This window comes from Bradyrhizobium sp. LA2.1 (assembly GCF_040547725.1).
GTDB lineage: Bacteria > Pseudomonadota > Alphaproteobacteria > Rhizobiales > Xanthobacteraceae > Bradyrhizobium > Bradyrhizobium barranii.
The window spans coordinates 1-15174 of record NZ_JBEPQI010000009.1 but is presented as its reverse complement, the minus strand read 5'-3'; the positions used below and the strand labels follow the sequence as shown (position 1 = coordinate 15174).

At 65.2% G+C, this 15174-nt stretch carries 15 protein-coding genes; 6 read left to right on the top strand and 9 right to left on the bottom strand.

The features are described from left to right. Nucleotides 1-24: 24 nt before the first annotated feature. Complete coding sequence (locus ABIB95_RS18935; RefSeq protein WP_354241188.1) at nt 25-2502, bottom strand: heavy metal translocating P-type ATPase; 2478 nt, start codon at nt 2500-2502, stop codon at nt 25-27. A 50-nt stretch (nt 2503-2552) separates the two neighbouring features. On the opposite strand from ABIB95_RS18935, the gene ABIB95_RS18930 reads away from it, so the two are divergent. Continuing rightward, nucleotides 2553-2828, top strand: coding sequence for a metal-sensitive transcriptional regulator (locus tag ABIB95_RS18930; RefSeq protein ID WP_007598521.1), 276 nt, complete (start codon nt 2553-2555; stop codon nt 2826-2828). A gap of 157 nt (nt 2829-2985) precedes the next feature. On the opposite strand, the gene ABIB95_RS18925 is transcribed toward ABIB95_RS18930, so the two are convergent. After that, a complete protein-coding gene (locus tag ABIB95_RS18925; RefSeq protein ID WP_354241186.1) occupies nt 2986-3957 on the bottom strand; it encodes a YiiX/YebB-like N1pC/P60 family cysteine hydrolase in 972 nt (323 codons plus the stop codon). A 192-nt stretch (nt 3958-4149) separates the two neighbouring features. Here ABIB95_RS18925 and ABIB95_RS18920 point away from each other — a divergent pair, with 192 nt between their 5' ends. Next, entirely contained in the window at nt 4150-5547 is a 1398-nt protein-coding gene (locus ABIB95_RS18920) for a flavin monoamine oxidase family protein (protein WP_354241184.1), read from the top strand. A gap of 166 nt (nt 5548-5713) precedes the next feature. Here ABIB95_RS18920 and ABIB95_RS18915 read toward each other — a convergent pair whose 3' ends face one another. Genes ABIB95_RS18915 through pheS form a run of 3 tightly spaced genes read right to left on the bottom strand, consistent with a single transcriptional unit; the run spans nt 5714 to nt 9968 of the window. Continuing rightward, entirely contained in the window at nt 5714-6484 is a 771-nt protein-coding gene (locus ABIB95_RS18915; RefSeq protein ID WP_354241182.1) for a sulfite exporter TauE/SafE family protein, read from the bottom strand. Beyond that, the gene (gene pheT / locus ABIB95_RS18910) at nt 6481-8889 is read right to left on the bottom strand and encodes a phenylalanine--tRNA ligase subunit beta (RefSeq protein ID WP_354241180.1); all 2409 of its coding nucleotides are present in this window, start codon (nt 8887-8889) and stop codon (nt 6481-6483) included. The genes ABIB95_RS18915 and pheT overlap by 4 nt, the downstream gene beginning before the upstream one ends. Further along, a complete protein-coding gene (pheS, locus tag ABIB95_RS18905) occupies nt 8886-9968 on the bottom strand; it encodes a phenylalanine--tRNA ligase subunit alpha (RefSeq protein WP_354241178.1) in 1083 nt (360 codons plus the stop codon). Before pheS ends, pheT begins: the two co-directional genes overlap by 4 nt. Before the next feature lie 136 nt (nt 9969-10104). Here pheS and ABIB95_RS18900 point away from each other — a divergent pair, with 136 nt between their 5' ends. Continuing rightward, nucleotides 10105-10512 (top strand): hypothetical protein, encoded by a 408-nt coding sequence (locus ABIB95_RS18900; RefSeq protein WP_354241175.1) that lies wholly within the window; start codon nt 10105-10107, stop codon nt 10510-10512. Between the two features lie 26 nt (nt 10513-10538). Here ABIB95_RS18900 and rplT read toward each other — a convergent pair whose 3' ends face one another. Together rplT and rpmI are read right to left on the bottom strand one after the other, a co-directional pair. Continuing rightward, nucleotides 10539-10898, bottom strand: a complete 360-nt coding sequence (gene rplT / locus ABIB95_RS18895; protein WP_014490867.1) for a 50S ribosomal protein L20 — start codon at nt 10896-10898, stop codon at nt 10539-10541. Between the two features lie 88 nt (nt 10899-10986). Beyond that, a complete protein-coding gene (rpmI, locus tag ABIB95_RS18890) occupies nt 10987-11187 on the bottom strand; it encodes a 50S ribosomal protein L35 (RefSeq protein ID WP_008539890.1) in 201 nt (66 codons plus the stop codon). Between the two features lie 271 nt (nt 11188-11458). Between rpmI and ABIB95_RS18885 the strand changes: the two genes are divergently transcribed. Then, nucleotides 11459-11863, top strand: a complete 405-nt coding sequence (locus tag ABIB95_RS18885; protein WP_085404991.1) for a hypothetical protein — start codon at nt 11459-11461, stop codon at nt 11861-11863. A 63-nt stretch (nt 11864-11926) separates the two neighbouring features. Here the strand turns inward: ABIB95_RS18885 and infC are convergent, their stop codons facing one another. Continuing rightward, nucleotides 11927-12466 carry a translation initiation factor IF-3 gene (infC, locus tag ABIB95_RS18880; protein WP_071917037.1) on the bottom strand — a complete coding sequence of 180 codons (540 nt, stop codon included), beginning with the start codon at nt 12464-12466 and terminating at the stop codon, nt 11927-11929. A 248-nt stretch (nt 12467-12714) separates the two neighbouring features. On the opposite strand from infC, the gene ABIB95_RS18875 reads away from it, so the two are divergent. Further along, complete coding sequence (locus ABIB95_RS18875; protein ID WP_354241173.1) at nt 12715-13503, top strand: alpha/beta hydrolase; 789 nt, start codon at nt 12715-12717, stop codon at nt 13501-13503. A 150-nt stretch (nt 13504-13653) separates the two neighbouring features. Beyond that, nucleotides 13654-14121 (top strand): nuclear transport factor 2 family protein, encoded by a 468-nt coding sequence (locus tag ABIB95_RS18870; RefSeq protein WP_354241171.1) that lies wholly within the window; start codon nt 13654-13656, stop codon nt 14119-14121. 66 nt (nt 14122-14187) lie between these two features. Here the strand turns inward: ABIB95_RS18870 and ABIB95_RS18865 are convergent, their stop codons facing one another. Then, nucleotides 14188-14985 (bottom strand): acyl-CoA thioesterase domain-containing protein, encoded by a 798-nt coding sequence (locus tag ABIB95_RS18865; RefSeq protein WP_028169709.1) that lies wholly within the window; start codon nt 14983-14985, stop codon nt 14188-14190. Nucleotides 14986-15174: the final 189 nt, after the last annotated feature.

Here is a 15174-nt window from a genome sequence, read left to right as displayed (position 1 = left end):
CTCCATCCGGGCTACGCAGTTCCTTCATAATTTCGTCCCGCGCAGCCGCAGCGCATTCCCGACCACGCTCACCGAGGACAGCGCCATCGCCGCCGCGGCGATGATCGGGGACAGCAGGATGCCGAACGCCGGATAGAGGATGCCGGCCGCGATCGGAATGCCGGCGGCGTTGTAGATGAAAGCGAAGAACAAGTTTTGCCGGATGTTGCTCATGGTCGCCTGCGACAGTCTTCGCGCACGCACGATGCCGGTGAGATCACCGCCCAGCAGGGTGACGCCGGCGCTCTCCATCGCCACGTCCGTGCCGGTGCCCATGGCGATGCCGACCTCGGCGGCCGCCAGCGCCGGCGCGTCGTTGACGCCGTCGCCCGCCATCGCGACGCTGCGCCCGGCCTTTTGCAGCCTCGTCACCACCGCGCTCTTCTGGTCGGGCAGAACCTCGGCCTCGACCTCGACGATACCGAGCCGGCGCGCCACCGCTTCCGCCGTCGTGCGATTGTCGCCGGTCAGCATGATGACCTTGATGCCTTCATCGGCCAGCGCCCTCAACGCTTCCGGAGTCGAGGCCTTGACCGGATCGGCGATCGCGAACAGGCCGGCCAGCTTGCCGTCGACGGCCATGTTGATCACGGTGGCGCCGTCCTGGCGCATCCGTTCGGCCTCGGCATCGAGCGCTCTGGTGTCGATACCGATCGACCCCAGATATCTTGCGTTGCCGAGCACGATGCTCCTGCCGTCGATTTTTCCGGTCGCGCCCTTGCCCGTCGGCGAGTCGAACTGTTCGACCTGAGCGAGGGTGAGTTGCTTCTCTTTCGCGGCGCGCACGATGGCGTCGGCGAGGGGATGCTCGCTGGCGCGCTCGACGCTGGCCGCAATGCGGAGGATGTCGTCCTCCGCAAAGCCGGCAGCCGGGACGATCGCAACCACCTTGGGCTTGCCCTCGGTCAGCGTGCCGGTCTTGTCGACCACCAGCGTGTCGATCTTCTCCATCTGCTCCAGCGCCTCGGCGTTCTTGATCAGCACGCCCGCCTGCGCGCCGCGGCCGACGCCGACCATGATCGACATCGGGGTCGCCAAGCCGAGCGCACAGGGGCAGGCGATGATCAGCACGCTGACGGCAGCAACGAGGCCGAACGCCAGCCGCGGCTCCGGTCCGAACCAGGCCCAGGCGGCAAAGGCGGCGATGGCGACGGCGATCACGGTCGGCACGAACCAGCCCGCGACTTGGTCGGCCAGCCTTTGGATCGGCGCACGCGAGCGCTGCGCGTCCGCGACCATCTGCACGATCTGCGACAGCAGCGTCTCGCGCCCGACCTTGTCGGCGCGCATGATGAAGCCGCCCGACTGGTTGAGCGTGCCGGCAATGACCTTTGCGCCGGTCTCCTTGGTCACCGGCATGGATTCGCCGGTGACGAGGGATTCGTCGAGCGCGGAGCGTCCCTCGAGGATAATTCCGTCGACTGGCACCTTCTCGCCGGGGCGGACGCGCAAATGGTCGCCGGCGTGGAGCGCATCGATCTCGACCTCGTGCTCGCCGCCATCGGCATCGACGCGGCGCGCGGTCTTCGGCGCAAGCTGCAATAGCGCCTTGATCGCACCCGACGTCGCGTCGCGGGCGCGCAGCTCCAGCACCTGGCCGAGCAGCACCAGCACGGTGATCACAGCGGCGGGCTCGAAATAGACGGCAACGGCACCATCATGACTGCGGAAGGTCGCCGGGAAAATCTGCGGCGCGACAGTCGCGACGACGCTGTAGACATAGGCGACGCCTGTGCCCATCGCGATCAGCGTGAACATGTTGAGGTTGCGGGTGACCAGCGACTGCCAACCTCGGACGAAGAACGGCCAGCCGGCCCACAGCACGGCGGGCGTGGTGACGACGAGCTGGATCCAGTTCGACAGCGCCGGATCGATCCAGTCGTGAGGGCCGGCGAGATGGCCGCCCATCTCCAGCACCACCGCCGGTAGCGCCAGCGCGCCACCGATCCAGAACCGCCGCGTCATGTCGGCAAGCTCGGGATTGGGGCCGGTGTCCAGGCTCGCGACCTCCGGCTCCAGCGCCATGCCGCAGATCGGGCAGCTGCCGGGTCCGACCTGGCGGATCTCCGGATGCATCGGGCAGGTGTAGATCGTGCCCGCGGGCATCTCGGGTTCGGGCGCCTTCTCTCTGGCGAGATACTTTGCGGGATCGGCGGCGAATTTGGTGCGGCAGCCGGCCGAGCAGAAATGGAAGGTCTCGCCGTGATGTGTGTGGTGATGCTTCGAGGCCGCGGGATCGACCGTCATGCCGCAGACGGGATCGAGGACTGTGGTCGCGGCGGCGCCGTGGTCATGCGCGTGATGCTGGGCATGATCGCCGTGCCCGCCGCAGCAAGAGGAAGCCGCGGGCTTGTCGGCTGGCGGAGCAGCCATTGGGGCGGCCTCGGGAGCAGCCTTGGCGGAACAGCCGCATCCGGAAGGTGTTTCCGACGTGTGATGGTGCCCGTGGTCGGCGTCGTTCATTGCCATGCTCCGGCCTTGCAACATATACCCTAGGGGGGTACATAAAGCGCATGCGCAAGGACATCAAGGCATCCGTCGGAAAACGTCTTGGCCGGATCGAGGGTCAGGTTCGCGGCCTCTCGAAAATGGTCGAGGAGGACCGCTACTGCATCGACATCGTGACGCAGATCTCGGCCGTGCGTGCCGCGCTGCGCCGGGTCGAGGAAGAGGTTCTGAAGGATCACGTCGCCCATTGCGTCGAGCACGCGATCGCGAGCGGCGACAAGGCCGATCAGCGCGAGAAGATCGCGGAGCTGATGGCGGTGATCGGGCGGGCGGAACGGTAGGCTCTCACCGTCGTCATTGCGAGGAGCGCAGCGACGAAGCAATCCAGACTGCCTCCGCCGAGGGACTCTGGATTGCTTCGCTACGCTCGCAATGACGGTGGAAAGAGCGGTGCAACGTCTCTCCCGGCCTTTGCCGGAACGACGGCAGGCGCGATGTTTACGCCGCCATCTCCTGCGCGCGTCCCCGCGCGCGGTACATCGCCAGTTCGTTCAGCAGCACAAAATGCTCGGAGCAGGTGGCGCCCATCTCCGCGGGCTGCGCGCTCACTTCTTCAGCCGGAACTTCAGTCGGCGCTTCTTCGTCAGCCGTCTCAGGAACGAGCGGCGGCGCACTGAGCGTTTCTGGAAACACACTGAATGTGCCGGCTACCTCCTCGAGCGGCTTCTGCTTGTCGGCCCAGTGCAGCGCGGTGTAGTCGAAGCCGTGCACGATGGTGGGTTTGACGACTTCGAAATAGGGCGAGATGTCGAAGTCGCGGGGCATGTAGAGCGAGGAATCGCGGATGTGCAGGATCTCGCGGCGGGCGGCGCGGCTGCCAGCCTTGGTGATCTTCGGCAGGATCGGATAGCGCACGGCGTCGAAGGCCTGCGCGATCAGCGCCGAGCAGATGATTTTTGTCGGATCGCCCGAGCCGATCGAGATCATGCGCCGCCGCCAGCGTTGCGGGATCGGCAACGGGAACAGGAAGCGCATCAGGTCGACGATGTTCTTGGTGTCATAGCCGAAGCCGATGCGATTGATCGCATAGCGGCAGACCGTGGTGCGGTCCTCATAGGACAGCCCGACCGGGCGGCAGACACGGGTGTGATACGGGAAATATTTCGACAGCGGCGCCGAGGTGACGCCCTCGCCGATATTGGCCTCGATCAGCACATGCGGCTCGCCGTTGGGCTCCGTGGCGCCCTCGACCGGACCGACATAGAGCGCGGCATGGGACCAGGTCGACTGCGTCAGATATTTGATGATGCCGGAGATGCGGTTGTTGCCCTCGACCAGCAGCACGTCGCCGGGCTCGATGACGCCGCGCAGGTGCTCCGGGTCGCTCGGCGTGAACGGCTCGTAGCCCGGCACCTCCTTCGAGAGGTACGCGGCAATCAGCTTGCCGACTGAGTCCAGAACCGTCCCCATTTCAAACTCCCCCCACGGCCTTTTCCGGCCGTCTTTTTCCCTTCTCTATCATGGTCGAAACGTGTTGCAATTCGGTTCATCACTCTGTGAGATCAAGCACGATTGATTCACCATGGTGGTTGCCGTGCAACACCAGATGCAGCAAGGTTCGCGGGCTGTTCCCGTTCGCCGCAAGTTCCCGGAAACCATGACATGACAATCACGCGCCGCAGCTTCCTATCGGCGTCGGCGGCTCTTGCCGCGATGCCGGTCCTGCGCGCGACTGCCGCACCCCTGCCGCGCGAGGCCGACATCGTCGTGATCGGCGCGGGGGCGGCCGGAATTGCCGCGGCGCGGCGCATCATGGCGGCCAACCGCAAGGTCGTGGTCGTGGAAGCGGCATCCCAGATCGGCGGGCGCTGTATCACGGACAGCACGACCTTCGACGTGCCGTTCGATCGCGGCGCGCGCTGGATGCACAATCCCGAGACCAATCCGATGATCCGGCTGGCGCGCAGTGCCGGGCTCGACGTGCTGCCGGCACCGACCGGCCAGAAGATGCGTATCGGCCGCCGCAATGCGCGCGCGGGCGAGACCGAACAGTTCCTGGCGGCGTTGGTGCGCGCCAACCGCGCCATCGACGAGGCCGGGCGCGGCAAGCTCGATACGGCCTGCGCCTCGGTGCTGCCGAAGGATCTCGGGGACTGGGCCGGTGCGGCCGAATTCGTGCTCGGTGCGAGCTTTGCGGGCAAAGACCTCAAGGAGCTGTCGGCGATCGACAAGGCGCGTGCGCAGGACCGCAACACCGCGATCGCCTGCCGCCAGGGCCTGGGGACCCTGATCACCAGGCTCGGCGAACAGGCGCCGGTGGCGCTGTCGACGCCGGTGAGCAGGATTGTCTGGAGCAATCGCGATGTCAGCGTGGAGACGTCATCCGGCAGGATCGCCGCACGCGCCGCCATCGTCACGGTCTCGACCAATGTGCTGACGTCGGGCGCGATCAAGTTCGGGCCTGATATTCCCAAGCGCACGCTCGATGCGGCGTCAAAGCTCACGCTCGGCAGCTACGATCGCATTGTGCTGCAACTGCCGGGTAATCCGCTGGGGCTCTCGCGCGATGACATCCTCATCGAGCAGAGCAATTCGACGCGCACGGCGCTGATGCTCGCCAATATCGGCGGCTCCTCACTGTGTTCGATCGATGTCGGCGGCTCGTTCGGCCGCGATCTCTCCGAGCAGGGCGAGAAGGCGATGGTCGCCTTCGCCAGGGAATGGATCACGAAGCTGTTCGGCAGCGAGGCCGCGGCCGCCGTGCAGAAGACCACCGCGACGCGCTGGAACGCCTCGCCCTTCGTGATGGGCGCAATGTCGGCGGCCTCGCCCGGCGGGCAGCTCTCGCGAAAAATCCTGACCGAGCCGATCGGCAGCATGTTCCTCGCCGGCGAAGCCACGCACGAGACGCTGTGGGGCACCGTCGACGGCGCCTGGGAAAGCGGTGAGCGCGCAGCGGATGCGGCCTTGCGCAAGATCGGCGCGCTCAAGGACGAGTCGGCCGACGTGCCGACGCAGTCGACGAAGAAGCGCCGCGCGCCGCGGCAGCAGGGCAATTAAGTCGCCAAACACTCCGCTGTCGTCCCTGCGAACGCAGGGACCCATCACCACAAGGAGTGGTTTGGCGAAAGCTAGCAGTTAGGGGTCCTTGGTCGGTACTGCCACCTGCGCTTATCGACAGATCACGCGGTATGGGTCCCTGCTTTCGCAGGGACGACAGCGGAGCTTAGCGCAAAATCCCGTCCAGCACCGGCAGCCCCGCGATCACCGCCGTCGCGATCAGACCGTAGCAAATCGCGCGAAACACTTTTTCGCTGGCGCGGCCGAACAGCGACGCACCGAACGCGACGCCTATCGCATAGACCGGGCCGACGATCAGCGACAGCACCAGCGATTCGCGTGAGATCAGGCCGGTCGTCGCGTAGCTGACCATCGAGAAGAAATCCGACGCGCCGAAGAACAGCACGATATTGGCGCGCGCGACGATCGGCGCGATGGGGCGGCCGAGCCAGTAGCCGACGATCGGCGGGCCGCCGGTCTGCGCCAGACCGCTACAGAAGCCCGAGAGGCCGCCGATGCCGACCGAGAGCCAGGCGTGGTCCTTGCCGCGATAGCGCCAGCCCGACAGCAGCAGCAGCAACAGCGCAGCGACGAAGCAGGAGATGATCCAGCGCGTGGTGACGGGCTCCAGCACGCTGAGGAAATAGGTGCCGACCGGTACGCCGACCAGCGCGCCCAGCACGATCACCGCGGTGGCCCTGCGGTCGGCCTTGCGCCAGGCGTCGGGCAGCAGCGGCAGGGCCGCGACGAAATCGATCACCAGGAGCAGCGCGGCAACGAGACGCGGCGCCGCGATGCTGCTCGCCAGCGGCATGAAGATCAGCGCCGAGCCGAAGCCGGAGAAGCCGCGCGCGGTACCTGAAACGAAAGCGACGGCGCAGAGCGCCATCGCAATGGTGAGGCTGACGTCCTTCGGAAGAACATCCGCAAGGGTCATCCGCGCAAGACGCCGCCGGTCTTCTTCGTGACTTCCGCCACGATCTTCCCGGCGACGGCCTCGATCTCCTGATCGGTCAGCGTCTTCTCGCGCGGCTGGATCGTCACGGCGATCGCGATCGATTTCTTGCCGTCATCGATGCCCTTGCCCTCGTAGACGTCGAAGACATTCACGCCGGTGATCAGCTTCTTGTCGACGCCTTGCGCGGCGCGAACGATGTCGCCGGCCTTGACGGTGCGGTCGACAATGAAGGCGAAGTCGCGCGACACAGGCTGGAAGGCCGACAGCTCGATCAGGGGCTTGGCGCGGGTCGGCTTCTTCTTCGCCTCGGGGATGCGGTCGAGGATCACCTCGAACACCATCAGCGGGCCGTCGGCGCCGAGCGCCTCGAGCGCGCGCGGATGCATCTCGCCGAAATAGCCGAGCACGTTCTGCGGGCCGATCTGGATCGTGCCCGAGCGACCCGGATGCAGCCAGGTTGGTCCGCCCGCGACGATCTGCAGCGCCTGCATCGGTGCACCGGCAACGGCAAGCACCGCGAGCGCGTCGGCCTTGGCGTCGAACAATTCGGCCTGCGCCGAACCCGACCAATGCCGTCCCAGACCTTCGGACGAAGCAAAGCCGCGGCGCACGCCGCTGGCCGCCATGAACTGATCCTGCGGGCGGTCGCCTTTGAACACCTGGCCGACCTCGAACAGCGCGACATCGCCAAAGCCGCGATCGGCATTGGCCTGCGCCGCCGCGATCAGGCCCGCCAACAGCGTCGGCCGCATGTCGGACAGATCCGAGGCGATCGGGTTGGCGACTTCGAGCTCGCGCTGACCGCCGCCGAACAGGGTTGCCGCAGACTTCGTGATGAAGGACCAGGTCACCGCTTCGATGATGCCGCGGCTCGCCAGTGCGCGCCTGGTGCGGCGGGTGCGGAGCTGGAGCGGCGTCAGCACCGGCTTGCGCGCGTCCTCGCCGCGCTCGAACGGCGTCATCGGCACCTTGTCGACGCCGTAGATGCGCACGATCTCCTCGACGATGTCGGCCTTGCCATGCACATCGGTGCGCCACGAGGGCACCGCGACCTTCACCACCGGACCCGGGCCGGCCATCATGAAGCCGAGATGGGTCAGGATACGCTTCATCTCCGGCTGCGGCACCTCGATGCCGGAGAGCCGCTTGACCTCGGTAACCGGGAAATCGATCACGCGATCGTCGCCGAAGGCATTGCCGACCACGACATTCTCCGACGGCGCGCCGCCGCACATCTCCATCACGAGCTTGGTCGCGAGCTCCAGCCCCGGCACCATGAAGGCCGGATCGACGCCGCGCTCGAAGCGGTAGCGCGCGTCCGAATTGATGCCGAGCTTGCGGCCGGTCTGGGCGATGTTGATCTCGTTCCACAGCGCCGATTCGATCAGCACGTCGGTGGTGTTCTCGTCGCAGCCCGAGGCTTCGCCGCCCATGATGCCGGCGAGCGATTCGACGCCGTGCTCGTCCGCGATCACGCAGATGGCGGGATCGAGATTGTAGGTGCGGCCGTCGAGCGCCAGCAGCGTCTCGCCATCGCGCGCGCGGCGCACCACGAGATTGCCCTTCACCTTCTTGGCGTCGAACACGTGCAGCGGGCGGGCGCGGTCGTAGGTCATGAAGTTGGTGATGTCGACCAGCGCATTGATCGGACGCAGCCCGATCGCGGTCAGCCGCTTCTGCAGCCATTCCGGCGACGGCCCGTTCTTCACCCCACGCACGAGGCGCAGCGCGAAGCCCGGACACAGCGTGGCGTCCTCGACCGTGACCTTCACGGGGCACGGGAATTCGCCCTTGATCGGCTTGATCGTGGGGTCCTTGAACTTGCCCATGTCGGCGGCGGCAAGATCGCGGGCGATGCCGTGCACGCCGGTGCAGTCCTGCCGGTTCGGCGTCAGATTAATCTCGACCACGGGATCGCCGAGACCCGCCCATGCGGCGTAAGCAGCGCCGATCGGCGCATCCGCCGGCAGCTCCATGATGCCGTCATGGTCGTTGGAGATCTGCAGTTCGGCCGCCGAGCACAGCATGCCGCGGCTCTCGACGCCGCGGATGGTGCCGACACCGAGCGTGATGTCCTTGCCGGGAATGTAGGTCCCCGGCGGCGAGAACACGCTGACCAGGCCCGTGCGCGCATTCGGCGCGCCGCACACGACCTGCACCGGTGCGCCACCATCGCCGGTGTCGACCATGCAGACGCGCAGGCGATCCGCGTTCGGATGCTGCTCGGCCGAGATCACCTTCGCGATGGTGAACGGCTTCAGCGCCTTCGCCTTGTCCTCGATGTTCTCGACCTCGAGCCCGATCATGGTGAGCTTGTCGGCGAGCTTTTCCAGGGGCTCGTCGGTGTCGAGATGATCCTTCAGCCAGGAGAGGGTGAATTTCACGAGCTCAGTCCTCCCGCAAGCGTCGGCACTTCGAGCGGCTTGAAGCCGTAATGGGACAGCCAGCGGACGTCGCTGTCGAACAGCTGGCGCAAATCGGCGATGCCGTATTTCAGCATCGCGATGCGGTCGATGCCCATGCCCCAGGCAAAGCCCTGGTACTCGTCGGGATCGATGCCGCAGGCGCGCAGCACGTTCGGATGCACCATGCCGCAGCCGAGAATCTCGAGCCAGTCCTCGCCCTCGCCGAAGCGGATCTCGCCCTTGTCGCGGCGGCACTGGATGTCGACTTCCAGCGACGGCTCGGTGAACGGGAAGAACGACGGCCGGAAGCGCATGTTGATGTGATCGACCTCGAAGAACGCCTTGCAGAACTCGTGCAGGATCCATTTGAGGTGGCCGAGATGCGAGTGCTTGTCGATGACGAGGCCTTCGACCTGGTGGAATTGCGGCGTGTGGGTCGCGTCCGAATCGATGCGGTAGGTGCGGCCCGGGCAGATCACGCGGATCGGCGGCTTCTGGCTCAGCATGGTGCGCACCTGCACCGGCGAGGTGTGGGTTCGCAGCAGCATGCGCGAGCCGTCCTCCTTCGGATGGAAGAAGAAGGTGTCGTGCATCTCGCGGGCGGGATGGCCTTCCGGAAAATTCAGCTTGGTGAAGTTGTAGTCGTCGGTCTCGATGTCGGGGCCTTCCGCGACCGAGAATCCCATGTCGGCGAAGATCGTCGTCAACTCGTCCCAGACCTGGCTCAGCGGATGGATGCGGCCGACTTCAGCCGGCGCATCGCGCAGCGGCAGGGTGACGTCGATGGTCTCGGATGCGAGCCGCGCATCGAGCGCCGCCGACTTCAGCACGTCGCGCCGCGCGGCGAGGGCCTGGGTGACCTCGTCCTTGGCCTGGTTGATCGCCGCGCCTTGCGTCTTGCGCTCGTCCGGCGACATCTTGCCGAGCGTTGCAAGCAACGCCGAGATCGAGCCCTTCTTGCCGAGGGAGGCAACGCGGACGGCTTCGAGGGCGGCTTCGTCCCCGGCAGCACTGATCTGCGCGAGGATGGATTGGACGAGACTGGCGAGGTCGGACACGGTCGGATCCTTTCAAAACGCTGCCGGTTGTGGCCGCAGCCGGGCCGGAACGTCAAGCCGTATAGCCGTCGTGAATGCAGGGCATTTGAACCCTATAGGCATGGCTGGCACCAACCTGAAGTCGAGGGAGAAGACGATGCGTTTACGATCCTGGGTGGTCGGCTTGAGCTTGGTTCTTTTGGGAAGCGCGGCTCACGCCGCGGAGGAATGCCCGGCCAAATCGACGTCGATGGATGACATCATCGCGGTCCTGAACGCGGCGCCGAGCTGCGACCGTGCCATGACGCTGTTCGATGCTTGCGCATACGGCGCCAGCGGCGACGTGCAATTCGGCGAAGCGGTCGAGAAGAAGTGCGAGGCCGATTTTGTCGACCGGCTGAGAACGCCGCACAAGCTCAGCTATCAGCGCGAGTTGCGGGTCTGCGACCGGAAGTACCGGAACAAGTCCGGCACCATGTATATCTCGGCCACGGCCTTCTGCCGGGCGGAGGTCGCCCAGCGTTACTCGCGACGTGCGCTGAATGCCGGCGGAGCCGGCCGTTAGTGCTGGGCTTGCTCTGAAGCAGCCTCTTAGGCGGCCAGCGCCGCCTTGGCCTTCTCGGCGATCGCCTGGAACGACGCAGGCTCGTGGATCGCGAGATCCGACAGCACCTTGCGGTCCACGGTGATGCCCGACTTGGCGAGACCGTCGATAAATCGGCTGTAGGTCAGGCCGAACGGACGCACAGCGGCGTTGAGACGCTGGATCCAGAGCGCGCGGAAAGTCCGCTTCTTGCGCTTGCGATCACGGAACGCGTACTGCTGGGCCTTTTCCACGGCCGGCTTGGCGGCGCGGATGGTGTTCTTGCGGCGGCCATAGAAACCCTTGGCGGCCTTGTAGACTTTCTTGTGCTTGGCGTGGGCGGTCACACCGCGTTTGACGCGAGACATGACAAAATCCTTCAGAGATGACTTGGTTTTCGGATCGCCGCGCGAGCGCGGCGGAGGTGGCAATGATCTTCGACGATCTTGGACGCGATCAGGCGTTCGGCAAGAAGTACTTCTTGACGTTGTCGCCGTCGGTCTTGAACAGCACGCGAGTGCCGCGCAGCTGACGGATCTGCTTCTTCGTCCGCTTGATCATGCCGTGACGCTTGCCGCGCTGGGCGTGCATCACTTTGCCGGTGGCAGTCACCTTGAAGCGCTTTTTAGCGCCCGATTTGGTCTTCAGCTTGGGCATTTGGCTCTCCTAATGGCCACAGAAATCCGCCCGCGAAGGCGGCTGGCCGTCAAAAATGCTCGTTAGAGCGTTGATTGTGCTCAGGTTTTACGAACAAGCGCGAAACCCGCACGGACACCGCCACGGCAGCCCTTAATCAGCCGGGCGATGAAGGCTGGGCTTATGACAGAGGACAAGCCAAATGGCAACGCTGAACCGCCGAAACCTGCCCGGCGACTATTCGGAGTTACCACCCATATGTCCAAGCCATGTCGCCTGGAGCAAGACCAAAATGGCCCATTTTCCCCGATCGCTTTCGTCCTTGACGGACCTCGCCCGCCCGCGCCGCCTGGCGCTGCTTGCCGTGCTGGCCACGGCCATGCTGCCCTCGACCGCCGACGCCCGTATCGGCAGCTATGACGGCATCTGGAATGTCACTTTCGCCACCACGCGGGGCAATTGCAGCTCCGGTTACAGCGTCCCCTTCACCGTCACCGGCGGCCGGGTGTCGTCCGCCGGCGGCGGCCGGGTCTCCGGCACGGTTCGTCGCGGCGGCGCCGTCGCGGTCCAGGTCTCGGTCGGCGCGTCCCACGCCAGTGGAGGCGGCCGGCTCGGCGGGGTGGCCGGTGCAGGCTCCTGGAACGGCATCATTTCCGGCGACCGCTGCAGCGGCATCTGGCATGCGACCCGGTCCTGATACACAAACGGCCCGCCGGAAATCCGGACGGGCCGTTGAACTCTCAGTCCTGAAAAGCGGACGTCAGCGCGGCGCCAGCACCATGACGACCTGACGGCCCTCGAACCTGGCGTCCTGCTCGACCTTGGCGAGCTCGGCGACGTCGTTCTTGATCTTGTCCAGAAGCTTGGTGCCGATCTCCTGGTGCGCCATTTCGCGGCCGCGATAGCGCAGCGTGATCTTGACCTTGTCACCCTCTTCGAAGAACCGCTGCATCGCGCGCATCTTCACGTCGTAATCGTGGTCGTCGATCATCGGGCGGAGCTTGATCTCCTTGATCTCGACGATCTTCTGCCGCTTGCGGGCTTCGGCGGCCTTTTTCTGGGCGGAATACTTGTACTTCCCGTAGTCCATGATCTTGCAGACGGGAGGGCTGACATTCGGCGAAATCTCGACCAGATCCATGCCAGCTTCCTGGGCCATGCGGATGGCCATGACGGTTTCGACCGTGCCCTTGTTGTCACCGGTCTGATCGATCAGCTGGATTTGCGCATTGCGAATATCATCATTGATGCGCGGCCCGTCTTTGCTGGCAACGGGCGGGGCTTTATTGGGACGGCGAATGGGTGGTTCTCCAAAATTGTGAAAGAGGCGGCTAGTCTGAAGGAAGATGCGTTTGCGGGCAAGCAAGTCGCGTGCGGGAGGCGAAAAAGCCTCAAATGCGAGGCATTTTGGTCACGCCCATGGGCACGCTGCAGGACATAGACACCTTGCTTCTGTTCCGCAAGCGTCCCAAAGGGCAATAGCGATGCTGGGCTGGGCCTCGGAACGCATCCAGACAGTTCAAACCGAACAACCAGAGTAAACGTTCCATGAGCAATGCAATTCCCGAAGCCGTGCTCGGCTTCATCGATGTGGGCGAGGGCCCGTCCGCACGCAGGATCGCGGTGCGCAGGCGCGCCGGTCGCGGACCCGGACTGGTCTGGCTCGGCGGGTTCAAGTCGGACATGCAGGGCAGCAAGGCCGTGGCGCTGGATGCCTGGGCCGCGGACCACGGCCGCGCCGCGGTCCGGTTCGACTACTCCGGCCATGGCGAATCCGGCGGCGATTTCGCCGATGGAACCATCGGAAGCTGGCTCGAGGACAGCGTGGCGGTATTCGAGCGGTTCTGCGACGGCCCGCAGGTTCTGATCGGTTCCTCCATGGGCGGCTGGATGGCGCTGCTGCTCGCGCGCGAGATCAGGAAGCGGGCCAGTAAAGCGTCGCTTGCGGGCCTGGTGCTGATCGCGCCGGCGCCCGACTTCACCGAGGAGTTGATGTGGAAGAATTTTTCCGCCGCGGTGAAGAAAGAAATCGAGACCAAGGGCTTCTGGCTGCGGCCGTCGGACTATGGCGATGGCTCGCCCTATCCGATCACGCGGAATCTGATCGAGGAGGGCCGCAATCATTTGCTGCTCGGCAGCGCCATCGATCTCGGCTGCCCCGTCCGCATCCTCCAGGGCGCGAAGGATCCGGATGTGCCCTGGCAGCACGCCTTCGCGCTGACGCATCGCCTGCCGGCCGACGACGTCGTGCTCACCATGATCCAGGACGGCGATCACCGCCTCTCCCGCCCGCAGGACATCGCCCGCATTCTTGCTGCGGTGGCCGAGATCGGGTGAGACTGCCGCCCAACATTCGGTGTCATCGCCCGACTTGATCGGGCGATCCAGTATTCCAGAGGCCATCGTGCTTTAGCCGAGAAGCCGCGGCGTACTGGATGCCCCGGTCAAGCCGGGGCATGACGGAGAGCGAGAATGGGAGAAATGCCAATGACCGCCACTGCCATGCTGCGCACCTTTTGCGACGCCGTCGAACAGCGTAACGGAAAAGCCTTCGCGGATCTCTTCACCGAGGACGGCGTCTATCACGACGTCTTCTACGGCGCCTTCGAAGGCCGCGAAAAGATCGCAGCGATGGTCGACGACTGGTTCTATCGCACGGCGACCGATTTCCGCTGGGACATGCATGATCCCGTCACCGACGGCACCACGCTCTATGCGCGCTACACCTTCAGCTATCGCTCGACCTTGGCCGAAGCGAACGGCGCGCGGGCAATGTTCGAGGGCGTCGCGATCATGACGCTACGCGACGGCAGGATCGTGAGCTATCACGAGGTCGCCAACACCGCGCCGGCGTTCGTCGATCTGAAGTTTGCGCCGGAACGGATTGCGAAGATCGTCGGCAAGCAGGGCGCCGAGCTGAAAGCGCGGCCTGAGATGCAGCGGCATCTGGCGTAGCCGCGCGGCCCTCTCCTCTTGTCATTCCGGGCTCGCGCTGCGCGCGCCCCGGAATGACAGTAACGATTACCGCTTCGACGGATTCGCCATCGGCTTGCGCTGCGCCAGTGCTGCGACCGTGGCGGTGCCGATCGGGCCTTGCTCGTCGTAGAGCCAGCATTCGCCGATCGCGACACCGTCGGTCGCCTGGTGATTGACCACGTCGAAGCCGATCCAGTTCGTCACCGGCAGCCGATGCAGATAGATCGTCACGTCGCTGTTGATGTAGCCGAGCCCCTTGTCGCCGGCGTTCGCAAACGGGCTCGCGAAATCGGCGCCGACAGCGACATGAACGAACGGCGTCATCGGCACGCCGGCCACCAGCTCGCGCACCTCGCTCATCCAGAGCCGGCGCGGACCGAGCGAGCCCATATGGCCGACGATCGGCCGCGTCGTCCATTTGCCGTTCATGCCGAGCCTGGGATCGGTGGGCTTGGGAATGTCGTCCGGCTTCGGCACGTCCCAGTTCGGCGGCGACCAGACGTTGCCGTCCGGATTCTGCGTTTTGCGCAGCAGCTGGCACGAGGCACGCGCCATGCTGACGCCGCCGGAGACAAATTCGGCCTCGACCACGCGAATGCGTAGTCCGTCGCGCACCAGCCGCGTCGTCACCTCGATCGGCTTGTCGATGGTCGGCAGCCGAAACATGTCGACCGTGAGCCGCGCCGGGACGAATTCAGGGCCGGAATGGCGCTCCTCGATGGCGAAGCCGAGCAGGCCGACGATGACGCGTCCGTGCAGCGATTTCGGATCCCAGGGACCGTTGGCCACTTCCGTCGGATGGAATGTATCGCCGTCGCGGGTGAAGAAAGGCATGTTTGTCATGACGCGCGACTTTGAGGAAAGCTGCGGGGAAATCAAGGTCCCCCAATCCTCAGGATGAGGAGGCGAGAAGCGCTCTCACCACAACAACGGTGTCATCGCCCGGCTTGATGTTCAGCCCGGGGACATGACCGACGGGTGTTCGGGGACATAGCCGACACTTTTTCCGCTCGCCAAGTCGATGATAGCGAC

Excerpts from the sequence above, each read along its gene's own strand:
- ABIB95_RS18935 (WP_354241188.1), bottom strand. The coding sequence starts at position 2,502 with ATGAACGACGCCGACCACGGGCACCATCACACGTCGGAAACACCTTCC.
- ABIB95_RS18930 (WP_007598521.1), top strand. The coding sequence starts at position 2,553 with ATGCGCAAGGACATCAAGGCATCCGTCGGAAAACGTCTTGGCCGGATC.
- ABIB95_RS18925 (WP_354241186.1), bottom strand. The coding sequence starts at position 3,957 with ATGGGGACGGTTCTGGACTCAGTCGGCAAGCTGATTGCCGCGTACCTC.
- ABIB95_RS18920 (WP_354241184.1), top strand. The coding sequence starts at position 4,150 with ATGACAATCACGCGCCGCAGCTTCCTATCGGCGTCGGCGGCTCTTGCC.
- ABIB95_RS18915 (WP_354241182.1), bottom strand. The coding sequence starts at position 6,484 with ATGACCCTTGCGGATGTTCTTCCGAAGGACGTCAGCCTCACCATTGCG.
- ABIB95_RS18900 (WP_354241175.1), top strand. The coding sequence starts at position 10,105 with ATGCGTTTACGATCCTGGGTGGTCGGCTTGAGCTTGGTTCTTTTGGGA.
- rplT (WP_014490867.1), bottom strand. The coding sequence starts at position 10,898 with ATGTCTCGCGTCAAACGCGGTGTGACCGCCCACGCCAAGCACAAGAAA.
- rpmI (WP_008539890.1), bottom strand. The coding sequence starts at position 11,187 with ATGCCCAAGCTGAAGACCAAATCGGGCGCTAAAAAGCGCTTCAAGGTG.
- ABIB95_RS18885 (WP_085404991.1), top strand. The coding sequence starts at position 11,459 with ATGGCCCATTTTCCCCGATCGCTTTCGTCCTTGACGGACCTCGCCCGC.
- ABIB95_RS18875 (WP_354241173.1), top strand. The coding sequence starts at position 12,715 with ATGAGCAATGCAATTCCCGAAGCCGTGCTCGGCTTCATCGATGTGGGC.
- ABIB95_RS18870 (WP_354241171.1), top strand. The coding sequence starts at position 13,654 with ATGACCGCCACTGCCATGCTGCGCACCTTTTGCGACGCCGTCGAACAG.
- ABIB95_RS18865 (WP_028169709.1), bottom strand. The coding sequence starts at position 14,985 with ATGACAAACATGCCTTTCTTCACCCGCGACGGCGATACATTCCATCCG.